The organism is Kitasatospora sp. NPDC057198, assembly GCF_042670125.1.
Taxonomy (GTDB): domain Bacteria; phylum Actinomycetota; class Actinomycetes; order Streptomycetales; family Streptomycetaceae; genus Kitasatospora.
Genome location: NZ_JBHUWH010000249.1, coordinates 1 through 11,295, shown reverse-complemented (window position 1 = coordinate 11,295; position 11,295 = coordinate 1). Strand labels below are relative to the sequence as shown.

The 11,295-nt window shown below is 75.7% G+C and carries 11 protein-coding genes; 6 read left to right on the top strand and 5 right to left on the bottom strand.

Annotation, left to right across the window (positions count from 1 at the left end; translation table 11 throughout):
• The 5 genes from ACFUEL_RS25025 to ACFUEL_RS25005 form a co-directional block, all read left to right on the top strand.
• A partial coding sequence (locus tag ACFUEL_RS25025) for a PIG-L deacetylase family protein (RefSeq protein ID WP_380238995.1) occupies positions 1-599 on the top strand: 599 nt, incomplete at its 5' end.
• Positions 600-684: 85 nt separating this feature from the next.
• Complete coding sequence (locus ACFUEL_RS25020) at positions 685-1,707, top strand: ATP-grasp domain-containing protein (protein WP_380238994.1); 1,023 nt, start codon at positions 685-687, stop codon at positions 1,705-1,707.
• Positions 1,704-2,510 (top strand): PHP domain-containing protein, encoded by an 807-nt coding sequence (locus ACFUEL_RS25015; protein ID WP_380238993.1) that lies wholly within the window; start codon positions 1,704-1,706, stop codon positions 2,508-2,510. The genes ACFUEL_RS25020 and ACFUEL_RS25015 overlap by 4 nt, the downstream gene beginning before the upstream one ends.
• Entirely contained in the window at positions 2,507-3,985 is a 1,479-nt protein-coding gene (locus ACFUEL_RS25010) for a glycosyltransferase (RefSeq protein WP_380238992.1), read from the top strand. The genes ACFUEL_RS25015 and ACFUEL_RS25010 overlap by 4 nt, the downstream gene beginning before the upstream one ends.
• Entirely contained in the window at positions 3,982-4,191 is a 210-nt protein-coding gene (locus ACFUEL_RS25005) for a hypothetical protein (RefSeq protein WP_380238991.1), read from the top strand. Before ACFUEL_RS25010 ends, ACFUEL_RS25005 begins: the two co-directional genes overlap by 4 nt.
• A gap of 57 nt (positions 4,192-4,248) precedes the next feature.
• Here ACFUEL_RS25005 and ACFUEL_RS25000 read toward each other — a convergent pair whose 3' ends face one another.
• The 5 genes from ACFUEL_RS25000 to ACFUEL_RS24980 form a co-directional block, all read right to left on the bottom strand.
• Positions 4,249-5,793 (bottom strand): cytochrome P450, encoded by a 1,545-nt coding sequence (locus ACFUEL_RS25000; RefSeq protein ID WP_380238990.1) that lies wholly within the window; start codon positions 5,791-5,793, stop codon positions 4,249-4,251.
• 39 nt (positions 5,794-5,832) lie between these two features.
• The gene (locus tag ACFUEL_RS24995; protein WP_380238989.1) at positions 5,833-6,474 is read right to left on the bottom strand and encodes an ATP/GTP-binding protein; all 642 of its coding nucleotides are present in this window, start codon (positions 6,472-6,474) and stop codon (positions 5,833-5,835) included.
• Entirely contained in the window at positions 6,455-6,808 is a 354-nt protein-coding gene (locus ACFUEL_RS24990) for a DUF742 domain-containing protein (protein ID WP_033256906.1), read from the bottom strand. Before ACFUEL_RS24990 ends, ACFUEL_RS24995 begins: the two co-directional genes overlap by 20 nt.
• 238 nt (positions 6,809-7,046) lie before the next feature.
• The gene (locus ACFUEL_RS24985) at positions 7,047-7,454 is read right to left on the bottom strand and encodes a roadblock/LC7 domain-containing protein (RefSeq protein ID WP_344551649.1); all 408 of its coding nucleotides are present in this window, start codon (positions 7,452-7,454) and stop codon (positions 7,047-7,049) included.
• Complete coding sequence (locus ACFUEL_RS24980) at positions 7,451-9,175, bottom strand: ATP-binding protein (RefSeq protein WP_380238988.1); 1,725 nt, start codon at positions 9,173-9,175, stop codon at positions 7,451-7,453. Before ACFUEL_RS24980 ends, ACFUEL_RS24985 begins: the two co-directional genes overlap by 4 nt.
• 429 nt (positions 9,176-9,604) lie before the next feature.
• On the opposite strand from ACFUEL_RS24980, the gene ACFUEL_RS24975 reads away from it, so the two are divergent.
• Positions 9,605-11,170: a CehA/McbA family metallohydrolase gene (locus ACFUEL_RS24975; RefSeq protein WP_380238987.1), complete on the top strand. Its 1,566-nt coding sequence runs from the start codon at positions 9,605-9,607 to the stop codon at positions 11,168-11,170.
• The last annotated feature ends 125 nt before the right edge of the window (positions 11,171-11,295 follow it).

The following is an 11,295-nucleotide window of genomic DNA, read 5'->3' as shown; positions in this document are numbered from 1 at the left end:
GCGCCCACCCCGACGACGTGGAGATCGCCGCGGGCGGCACCATCCACCGCCGGGCCGCCGATGGCTGGGACATCACGGTGCTGACCCTCTCCCCCGGCGGAGGCGGCGGCGACCCCGCCGAGCGGCGCCGCGAGGCGCACCGGGCGGCCGATTCGATGGGCGCCCGGCTGGTGCTGGAGGACCTGCCGGACGGCTCGATCCGCGACGACAGTTCGACGGTGCGGGTGATCGAGCGGACGGTCGCCGAGACCGCCCCGGACCTCGTGCTGGTGCACTCCGACCACGACACCCACCAGGACCACCGGGCGGTGCACCGGTCCACCCGGGTGGCCTGCCGCCAGGTGCCCCGGGTGTTCTGCTACCAGTCGCCGTCCGCGACCGTCGACTACCGGCCCAACCGCTTCGTCCCGCTGCGCGAGCAGGACGTCGACGCCAAGCTCGCCTCGATCCGCGCGCACGGCTCGCAGGCGTCCAGCCGCTGGTACCTGGAGGAGGACCTGCTGCGCTCGACGGCCCGCTACTGGGGCCGCTACTCCCGCTCCCGCTACGCCGAACCGCTGGAGGTGCTCCGCGATGCCGCTCCCTTCCACGCCCACTGAGACCGACCCAGTCCCAGTCCCAGCCCCAGCCCCCTCCTCCGCACCCGATCCGGCGGCCGCCCTGGGCCGCCCGCCGCGGGTGCTGGTGACCGGCGCCGGCGGCCCGTCCGGCACCGGCTTCCTGCGGGCCCTGACCGGCGCGGCCGAGCTGTACGCGGCGGACATCGACCCGAACGGCGCCGGCCTGTACCTGGTGCCGTCCGCCCGGCGGATGCTGCTGCCGCCCGGCGCCCACCCCGGTTTCCCGGACGCCCTGCTGCGGCTGTGCCGGCGGCACGCGATCGACGTGCTGGTGCCCACCGTGGACGCCGAACTCCTGCCGCTGGCAAGCCGACTGCCGGATTTCGCGGCGGCCGGGGTGCGGGTCCTGGTGTCGCCCGCCGAGGCGGTCGCCGACTGCCTGGACAAGTGGCGCCTGGCCGGCGCCTGCGCGGGCGCGGTGCGGCTGCCCGGGACCCGGACGCTCGGCCCCGCCGGCGGCGCGGACTTCCCCGGCGGCTTCCCGGCGATCGCCAAGCCGCGCACCGGCTCCGGCTCCCGGGGCGTGCGGGTGGTGGAGGGCCCGGCCGCACTGGCCCGGCTGCCGCGCGACCACTCCTACCTGCTGCAGGAACTCCTGCCCGGCACCGAGTACTCGGTGGACGTGCTGACCGACGGCACCGGCCGGGTGGTGGCCGCGGTGCCGCGCTCCCGGGACAGGACCGACTCCGGCATCGTGGTGGCCGGCCGGGTGCTGGACGCCCCCGCGCTGTCGCGGGCGGCCGGGGACACCGTCCGCGCGCTCGGGCTGCGCGGCGTGCTGAACGTCCAGATCCGCGAGGACCGCCACGGCCGCCCCGCCCTGCTCGAGGTCAACCCCCGCCCGCCGGGCGGCCTCTCGCTGACCCTGGCCGCGGGCGTCGACATGGCCCGCTGGGCGGTGGCCGGGCTGCTGGGCGCCGAACTGCCGGAGCGGATCGCGCACCGCGAGGTGGCCGTCGTCCGGCACTGGCAGGACGTCGTGCTGCGCCCGGACGAGCTCGGCGAGATCGCGGACGACACGGAGGCCGTTGCGGTGAAGACCCGGGCCGCTGCCGCCGTGAACGACCCCGAGGCCGTGGCGGCATGACGGCGCGTCGACTCCCGCCGATCACCGCCGACCTGCACACCCACACCGACTTCTCCGACGGCCGCGATCCGCTGGAGCGGGTGGTGGCCGCCGCCGCGGCGGCCGGGCTGCGCACCGTGGTGGTCGCCGACCACGTCCGCGCCGACTCCCGCCACCTGCCCGCGTACACGGCCGCCGTCCGGGCCGTCCGCGCCACCGCGCCGCTGCGGGTGGTGTGCGGGGTGGAGGCGAAGATCCTGGACACCGGCGGCCGGATCGACCTGCCCGCCGACCTGGCCGGCGTCGAGCACGTCGCGCTCGCCGACCACCGCTTCCCGCTGCCGGACGGGCCCGCCCACCCCGAGCAGGTCCGCGAACGGCTCGCCGCCGGCGCGCTCACCCCGACCCGGGCCCGCCGCCTGCTGCTGGCCGCCACCACCCGGGCCGTCACCCGGCTGCCCGCCGGGCGCACCGCGCACCTGGCGCACCTGTTCAGCGTGCTGCCCAAGTGCGGCCTGGACGAGGCCGACCTCGACCCGGCCGAACTCGCCCCGCTGGCCGCGGCCTGCCGGGAGCGCGGCGTGGCCGTCGAGCTCAACGAGAAGTGGCGCTGCCCGTCCCCGCGCACCGCCGCCGCCCTCGCCGCCGCCGGGGTCCGGCTGGCCGCGGGCAGCGACGCGCACCGCGCCGAGGACGTCGGCGCCTTCTACTGGGTGACCGGGGCACTGGCCGGGGCCGAGGCGCCGGCCGGGGTTGGGACGCCGGCCGGGGCCGGGGCGCTGGCCGGGGCCGACTGCGGCACCCCCGCGGAGTCCCGGCGATGAGCTGGTTCCTGGACGCGCTGGCCGTCGTCGTGGTCTTCCTCGGCGCGCTGCCGCTGCTGGTCGCCGTGCTGCAGTTCCTGCTGATCGGCTTCCAGCGCTTCCGCCGCCTGTACGAGGTGCGCGGCGAGCCGTACCTGCCGCGCACCGCCGTGCTGGTCCCGGCCTGGAACGAGGCCGCCGTGCTGCCCGGCTCCGTCGAGGGCCTGCTCGCCCTGGAGTACCCGCCCGACCGGCTGCGGATCCACGTGGTCGACGACGCCTCCACCGACGGGACCCCGGCCGTGCTGGCCGAGTTGATCCGCCGCCACCCGGGGCAGGTGGTGCACCTGCGCCGCGAGCACGGCGGCCAGGGCAAGGCGCACACCCTCAACCACGGGTTGGCCCGGGTGCTCGCCGACGACTGGGCCGAAGCCGTCCTGATCATGGACGCGGACGTGGTGTTCGACCGGGACGCGCTCTGGCGGATGACCCGGCACCTGGCCGATCCGCGGGTGGGCGCCGTCACCGCGTACATCAAGGAGGGCAGCGGCAAGCGGGGCAACTACCTGACCAGGTACATCGGTTACGAGTACATCACCGCGCAGGCCGCCGCCCGCCGGGCGCAGAACGTGCTCGGCGCGGTCGCCTGCCTGGCCGGCGGGGCGCAGCTGCACAGCCGGGCCAACCTGGAGGACCTCGGCGGGCGGATCGACACCGACACCCTCGCCGAGGACACCGTCACCACCTTCGAGACCCAACTCGCGGGCCGCCGCGTGGTGTTCGACGGGTACGCGACCGTGCTGGCCGAGGAGCCCGGCGACCTGGCGGGCCTGTGGAAGCAGCGGCTGCGCTGGGCCCGCGGCAACCTCCAGGTCACCCGCCGCTACCGGCACGTGTGGTTCCGCGGCCGCAGCGCGAAGGGCGAACACCGGCTCGGCTCCTGGCTGTTCGGGCTGATCTGGTTCACCCTGCTGCTCACCCCGGTACTGCTGACGCTCTGCTCGGCCGCCCTGCTGCTGCTCTTCCTCACCGCCCCGGCCGGCCCGGCCTGGACGCTGTTCCACTGGCTGTGGGTCACCAACCTGGTCTGCTACCTGCTGATCACCCTGATGTCCGCGCTGGTCGACCCCGGCACCTTCCGCCGCTGCTGGCGCGAGGCGCTGGTCTACCCCGGCCTGATCGCCACCGCGATCCTGGTGGTCACCGCCCTGCCTGGGGTCTTCCTGCCGCTGCTGGCGGGCGCCGGCACGCTCACCGTCCACCTGGTCATGCTGGTGGTGTACGCCTGGCTGGCGCTGTGCATGCCGGTCGCCTGGCTGGCCAAGGAGCTCACCGGCACCCGGCTGCGGTGGCTCGCCCCGCCGCTGCTGCACCTGGCGGGCTACGGCTCGCTGCTCGCCGCCTGCTCGGTCGCCGCCGCGTTCCACGAACTGCGGCACGCCGAACTCGCCTGGGACAAGACCGAGAAGACCGGAAAGGTGGCGGTCGGATCATGACCCCCGAGGAGACCGGCGCCGGCACCGGCACCGGAAGCACCGGCACCGGAAGCACCGGGCCGGTGCTGCGGCGGGCCGCCGAGCTGACCCCGGCGGACCGCCGCCACGACCGGCGGCTGCTCTGGGGCGAACTGGCCGTCCTGCTGCTGATCGCGCTGGCCCTGCTCACCCTGATGGCGGTGGGCGGCCTGCCCTGGCCGTTCTGACCCGCCCACCCCGCCCACCTGGCCCAACCCCGCCGTGCCCCGCCGTGCCCGGCCCGCTCAGCCCCGCAGCCGGGCCAGCAGCGTGCTCCACCACCCGCGCCGCTGCGGCGGCACCACCGGCACCGCCGGCGGCGCGGGCGGCAGCGGCGGCCTGACCGCCGACCGCGGGCCGGGAACGGTCGCCCCCGGAGCCTTTGCAGCGGTCGGAGCAGCGGACGGCGTCGACACCAGCGCCCCCGTACCCGTGCCCGCGCCCCCACCCGTCCCCGTCCCTGTCCCCGCCCCCGCCGCCGCGCTCGCGGCCCGCTGCTGCGGGTGCAGCTCGGAGCGCGGGGTGAACCGGGCCGGCAGTTCGGTCAGGTGGCGCGACATCCAGTTGCCGCGCCAGACCAACTCGTGTTCCTCGACCGAGAGTTGCAGGTCGGGAAGCCGGGTCAGCAGGATGTCGATGCCGGACTCGGCGATCGCCCGGCCGATCTCCTGCCCGGGGCACTCGTGCGGGCCGCTGCCGAACGCCAGGTGCGAGCGGTTGCCGAACAGCGGGGTGTCCAGGTCGGGCCGGACCGCCGGGTCGGCGTTGCCCGCCGCGACGCCGAGCAGCAGCATGTCCCCGGCCTTGATCGCGCGTCCGCCGAGCTCGGTGTCGCCGGTCGCCCAGCGGCCCGGCACCAGCATGAACGGCGGTGAGTCCCACAGGACTTGGTCGAGGGCGTCGGGCAGGGTCATCTGGCCGCCGGAGAGGTGGGCGCGGAAGCGGCTGTCGGTGAGGACCATCTTCAGCGTCTCGGAGATCAGGTTGATGGTGGTCTCGTTGGCGGCGAGCAGCACCGAGCGCAGGTGTTCCAGCACCTCCTCCTCGTTCAGCCCGGAGGGGTGCTCGATCAGCCAGGTCACCAGGTCCTGCCCGGGTTCGCTGCGCTTGCGCTCGACGGTGCGGCGCAGCGACTCGACCACGTACTCATTGCTGGCGACGGCGGTCCCGGTGCCCTTGACCAGGTCGCGGGCGGCCTCGACCAGCCGCGGGCCGTACTCCTCGGGCATGCCGAGGAGTTGGGTCATCACCAGCATCGGCAGGTGTTCGGCGAACTGGGAGACCAGGTCGACCCGGCCGGTGTCGCCGAACCCGGCGATCAACTGGTCGGAGAAGCGGGTGACGAAGCGCCGCATGCCGCGCCGGTCGAAGCGGTTCAGGCCGTCGGTGACGGCGGTGCGCAGCCGCCGGTGCTCCTCGCCGTCGACGAAGGAGCAGGTGGGCTGCCAGGCGATCACCGGGAGCACCGGCGAGTCGGGGGCGACCCGGCCCTGCCGGAACTCGGTCCAGCGGCGCGAGTCGCGGGAGAACCGGGACGGGGTGCGCATCGCGGTCAGGTTGGCCGAGTAGCCGAGCACCAGCCAGGCCGGCAGGTCGCCGTGCAGCAGTACGGGGGCCACCTCGCCGTGCTCGGCGCGCAGCTTCTCGTAGAAGCCGGCCGGGTCGGCCTCGGCCTCCGGCCCGAACAGCCGCAGCAGTTCGCCGCCCCCCGGCCCGCCGCCGGCGCGGTGGGCGGGACAGCCGGGCGGCGGGACGGGCCCGCCCTGGTACGCGTGGTCTTCGTACGTCACGGGGCAACTCCGGTGCGAAAAGGGTGGGTTGGCGGTCCGTCAGCCGACCGGTTGGGCGGCCGCGGCCGTCCCCGCGGGCTGGGCGGCGAGGTCGTACAGGTAGCGCATCAGGGCCATCAGCACGTCCCGGCTGGACTCCCGGGAGCGGGCGTCGCAGTGGACGATCGGCACGTGGTGCGGCAGGTCGAGCGCGGCGCGCAGCTCGTCGACGGGGTAGCCGGGCGCCTCGGGGAAGCCGTTGATCGCGACCACGAACGGCACGCCGCGGTCCTCCAGCCGGCCCAGCACGTCGAAGGACACCTCCAGGCGGCGGGTGTCGACCAGCACGACCGCGCCGAGCGCGCCCTCGAACAGGCCGTTCCACAGGAACCAGAAGCGTTCCTGGCCGGGCGTGCCGAAGACGTACAGCACCAGTTCGTCGCTGATGGTGATCCGGCCGAAGTCCATCGCGACGGTGGTGGAGTTCTTGCGCTCCACCCCGGCCAGGTCGTCGATGCCGACGCCGGCCTCGGTCATGGTCTCCTCGGTGGTCAGCGGGCGGATCTCGCTGACCGCGCCGACCAGGGTGGTCTTGCCGACCCCGAAGCCGCCGACGATGACGACCTTGACGGCGGTGGCCACGGTCGCCGGGAGCAGCTCGGCCTCGCGCGGCCCGCGCGGCTCAGAGCCGTTGAAGTCCATGGATCACTGCCTCCAGCAGGGAAAGGTCGGGAAGGGCGGCCGGCGGGACGGGGGCGCGGACCTCGATCCGGCGTTCGGCGAGCAGGTCCGCGAGCAGGACGGTGACCAGGCTGTTCGGCAGCCGCAGGTAGGCGGAGATCTCGGCGACCGACAGCGGGGAGGAGCAGATCCGCAGGATCGCGGCGTGCTCGGGCTGCATGGTGGGTTCGGGCCGGGCGCGGGCGACGACCAGCGTGACCAGGTCGAACCCGGCGGTGGCGGACTTGCGGTCGCGCCCCCCGCTGATCACGTACAGCCGCTCCGGGTTGGCGTCCGCCCAGTCCTGGTTGCTCATCCCCGCACCTCGGTGTGGCCGGCGGCCGGTCGGCCCGTCGGCGGTGTTCCGGTCGGCCCGGTCGGTCCGGCCCTCCCGGTCGTTCCGGTCGTTCCGGTCGGTCCCGCGGCCGCTGTCGCCGCGGCCGCCGCTGTCCTCGCCGCTGCCGCCGCTGCTGCTCTTGCTGCCGCCGCTGCGGGCCGGGCGCCTCCGGTCGGCAACGCGGCCCGGTGGTCGGTCCGTTCGGCGGCGGTGCGGGTCACGCGATCTGCTCGCTGCCGCGGACGGGGGTGGTCAGGTGTTCGCCGATCCGGGCGACCAGGTCGCGCATCCGCTGGCCGACCAGTCCGGCGTCCACGCCCTCGTCGGCGAGGACCGCCAGGTAGGCCCGGGAGCCGGCCGCCATCAGGTAGAAGAACCCGCCGCCGACCTCGATCACCACCAGCCGCATCCGCCCGTCGCCGCCCGGGAACTCGTGGCCGACCGCGTTGGCCAGGCTCTGCAGGCCGGCGCAGGCGGCGGCCAGCCGGTCGGCGGTGTCGGGGTCGGTGCCGTGCTGGGCCAGCCGCAGGCCGTCGGCCGACAGGACGATGACGTGCCGGATGCACGGGACGGTCTCCGCGAGGTCCCTGAGCATCCAGTCCATGTTGGTCCGTTGCTGAATCACTTGTCGCCTTTCCCTGCTGCTTCGTCACTGGCGTGGCCGGGGCCGCCCGGTCCGGCGGGCGGCGCGGTGCCGTTGACGCCGTTGGTGAAGGCGGCCAGCCACAGGCCGGGTTGGACCGGCTCGGGGGCGGGTGTCTGCGGCGCCGGGGCGGCGGGCGCCACCGGGGCCGGGGCCGGGCTCGGGGCCGGCTGCGGGGGGCGGGGGGCGGCTCCGCCGAAGCGGGACGGGGCGGCGTGCCGGCGGCGCTGGGGCAGGCCGTTCGCGGTCCGTTCGACGACCACGGGCACGTCGTCCTCGTACGGGACGGCGACGAGTCCGGGCCCGGCGGCCGGTGCGGGGGCGGGGTTGGGCACGGCGCGCGGGAAGGCCGCGGTGGCCGCGAAGCCCCCGGCGGGGGTGTGGGTCGCGGCGGCGGGGTGGGGGCGCGGCGGGGTGTCGACGGTCTCGCTCGCGGCCGGGTACGCCTCGCTGTCGGCCTGCCCGGGGTGGGAGGGGAAGGCCAGCGGGGTGGTGGTGGCGATCCGGCCGATGCCGTGGGCGCGGCTGGGCGCGGGCGCGGTGGTGATGTAGACGTCCGGGACGATCAGCACGGCGCGCACGCCGCCGTACGCGGAGGGGCGCAGCGAGACCTGGAAGCCGTAGGCGCGGGCGAGCCGGCCGACCACGGCCAGGCCGAGCCGGGGGGCCTCGCCGAGGCCGTTCAGGTCGATGCCGGACTCGGCCTCGGCGAGCATCCGCTCGGCCCGGGCGCGGCCCTCCTCGCCGAGGCTGAGGCCGCCGTCCTCGATCTCGATCGCGATGCCGGTCTGCACCTCGACGGCGGTGAGGTGGACGCTGGTCTGCGGCGGCGAGTAGCGGGTGGCGTTGTCGAGGAGTTCGGCGAGCGCGTGGATCAGCGGTTCGACGGCGGGGCCGACCACGGCGACCTCGGAGACCGGGTGCAGTTCGACCCGGCGGAAGTCGAGGATCCGGGACATGCCGCCGCGCAGCACGCTGTACAGCGGGACGGGGTTGTTCCACTGGCGGCCGGGGCGGGCGCCGCCGAGCACGGCGATGGAGTCGGCGAGGCGGCCGATCAGGGCGTTGCCGTGGTCGATGATCAGCAGGTCGTCGAAGACGGCGGGGTCGTCGCCGTGCCGGTCCTCCATCTTGCGCAGGTCGATGGCCTGCCGGTGGACGATGGCCTGGACGCGGCGGGCGATGTTGACGAAGGCGCGCTGCGCGGACTCGCGCATCGCCTCCTCGTTGTCGACGGCGTCCAGGACGGCGCGCAGCACGGCGTGCCGGAAGTCGTGGAACTCGTCGCCCGCGTTGTGGACGTGCTGCTGCTCGTAGGAGCGGAGCACGTCGGTGATGAACTCGCCGCCCTGCATCCGGGCGACGGCCTGCGGGAGGTCGTTCCTGGCGAGTTCGAGCATGCCGGCCTGCTGCCGGGCCAGCCGGTGGCGCTGCTCGGCGTCCTGCCGGGCGGCCTCCTCGCGGGCCCACTCCAGTGCGCGGCCCCGGCGCACCGCCTCGAAGCCCGCCGCCGCCACGGCCGCGGCGCCCACCAGGCCGCACCAGATGATCCCCGAGGTCGCCGCGCCCGGGTCCGCGGCGGCGGCGAGGCCGACGGCCGCGCCGATCACCACCGCGGGCAGCAGCCCGACGAGCACGGCCGCGGGTAGCCGCCCTCCTGAAGACGATCCGTCTGGTGACGATCCGGCTCGAAGCATCAGCATCCTCATACGCTCGGGGGGACGGGTGGCGGGCGGGGCCGGGCGGTGCGGCGGGGCCCGGGGCGCGAAGCAGCATAGCCGCTGCACGATTCGCCTGACGCCCCGTCAGAGTGCTTTTCCCCCAGGAGAGTTGTTCCTCCCGGAGGCCCGCTCGGGGCCCGGCGGAGCGGAGCGAACCGCCCCGCGCCCGACTCATAGGCTTGTCTCACCACGCGCCCCCGCAGTAGCCCCACGCGTCGGATTCACCCGGAAGAGCGGCAGTTCGGGCAAACTTCCGACCGTTCCCGACCGGTAGTGCTAGGCCGACGTTCCCCCACCCCGCCTTCACGCACCCTCCGCACGGCCGTGGGCCCCGGCACACCCCCGGTTCACCCCGCCGGGTAGGGACGAGCGGACGATCCCGCCGCACCCACCGCCCGGAGGCCCGTCCCGATGCCCACCGACCCGTCCGCCCTGCCCGGCCGCCGCACCGTGCTGCGCACCGGCCTCGCCGCCGGAGCCGCGGCCGCCGCCGGCCCGGCCGCCTCCTCCCCGGCCGCCGCCGCGCCGCCCCCGCCCGCCGCCCCGGCCGACCGGGTGATCGAGCTGACCGGCCGACTCCCCACCGGCGCGCCCGACTTCGTCTACCTCCCGGTGGAAGTCCCGCCCGGGGTGCGGGAGATCGCGGTGTCCTACGGCTACGACAAGCCCGCCGTCCCGTCCGGCACCCCCGGCAACTCCTGCGACATCGGCATCTTCGACCAGCGCGGCACCGACCTCGGCGGCAGGGGCTTCCGCGGCTGGTCCGGCGGGTTCCGCAGCTCCTTCAGCATCTCCGCGACCGCCGCCACCCCCGGCTACCTGCCCGGCCCGGTCGCACCCGGCACCTGGCACGTGGTGCTCGGCCCGTACCAGGTCGCCCCGCAGGGCCTGACCTACTCGGTGCAGGTCACCCTCCGCTTCGGCGCCCCCGGCCCGGCCTCCGCCCCGCACTACCCGGCCGAACGCGCCCGCGGCCGCGGCCGCGCCTGGTACCGGGGCGACTGCCACCTGCACACCGTGCACTCCGACGGGCGCCGCCTGCCCGAGGAGGTCGCCGCGGGCGCCCGGGCCGCCGGGCTCGACTTCATCGTCTCCACCGACCACAACACCAGCTCCTCGCACGGCACCTGGGGCCCGCTCGCCGGGGACGACCTGCTGATCCTCGCCGGCGAGGAGATCACCACCCGCAACGGCCACTGGCTGGCCCTCGGCCTCGACCCCGGCCAGTTCGTCGACTGGCGCTACCGCTCCCGCGACGACGCCTTCCCGCGCTTCGCCCGCCAGGTCCGCCGCAGCGGCGGCCTGGTCGTCCCCGCCCACCCCTACTGCCCGTACGTGGCCTGCCAGTGGAAGTTCGGCTACCGGGACGCCGACGCCCTCGAGGTCTGGAACGGCCCCTGGACGTACGACGACGAGTCGGCCGTCGACACCTGGGACGCCCAGCTCGCCACCGCCCTGCGCGAGGGCCGCGACTGGCTCCCCGCGATGGGCAACAGCGACGCCCACAGCGACCCGCAGCCGATCGGCAGCCCACACAACGTCGTCCTCGCCGACGACCTCAGCCGCGCCGCGATCCTCGACGGCCTGCGCGCCGGACGCAGCTGGCTGGCCGAGTCCGCCGCCGTCCGACTCGACCTCACCGCCACCGGCCACGGCCGCCGGGCGGGCATCGGCGAACGCCTGACCGTCCCCGCCGACGCCCCCGTCGACGTCGAACTCACCGTCTCCGGCGTCCCCGGCGGCACCGCCCGCCTGCTCACCGACGAGGGCCAGCTCCACCAGGAGACCCTCCCCGCCGACGGCACCCCCGCCACCGTTCGCTGGCGCACCACCGCCTCCCTCGCCGCCTACGTCCGCGCCGAGGTCCGCCACCCCAAGCCCGACGGCACCCCCGGCAAGGGCAACTCCATGGGCCCCGACCTCCCCTGGGGCCCGATGGCCGCCCTCACCAACCCGATCACCCTGCACGCGCAGTGAGCGGCGGGAGGCGAAACCAGGGGCTCGGGGAACGGCGAGTCCGAGCTGCTGACGGCCGGAGCCCACCGAAGTGTCCGTGCTGCTGCGTGCCGTAAACAGAACCAGAAGCCGATGCACCCAACGGC

Bases quoted from the DNA above. Each gene is read 5' to 3' on its own strand.
- ACFUEL_RS25015 (WP_380238993.1), top strand. From the start codon at position 1,704: ATGACGGCGCGTCGACTCCCGCCGATCACCGCCGACCTGCACACCCAC.
- ACFUEL_RS25010 (WP_380238992.1), top strand. From the start codon at position 2,507: ATGAGCTGGTTCCTGGACGCGCTGGCCGTCGTCGTGGTCTTCCTCGGC.
- ACFUEL_RS25005 (WP_380238991.1), top strand. From the start codon at position 3,982: ATGACCCCCGAGGAGACCGGCGCCGGCACCGGCACCGGAAGCACCGGC.
- ACFUEL_RS24995 (WP_380238989.1), bottom strand. From the start codon at position 6,474: ATGGACTTCAACGGCTCTGAGCCGCGCGGGCCGCGCGAGGCCGAGCTG.
- ACFUEL_RS24990 (WP_033256906.1), bottom strand. From the start codon at position 6,808: ATGAGCAACCAGGACTGGGCGGACGCCAACCCGGAGCGGCTGTACGTG.
- ACFUEL_RS24980 (WP_380238988.1), bottom strand. From the start codon at position 9,175: ATGCTGATGCTTCGAGCCGGATCGTCACCAGACGGATCGTCTTCAGGA.
- ACFUEL_RS24975 (WP_380238987.1), top strand. From the start codon at position 9,605: ATGCCCACCGACCCGTCCGCCCTGCCCGGCCGCCGCACCGTGCTGCGC.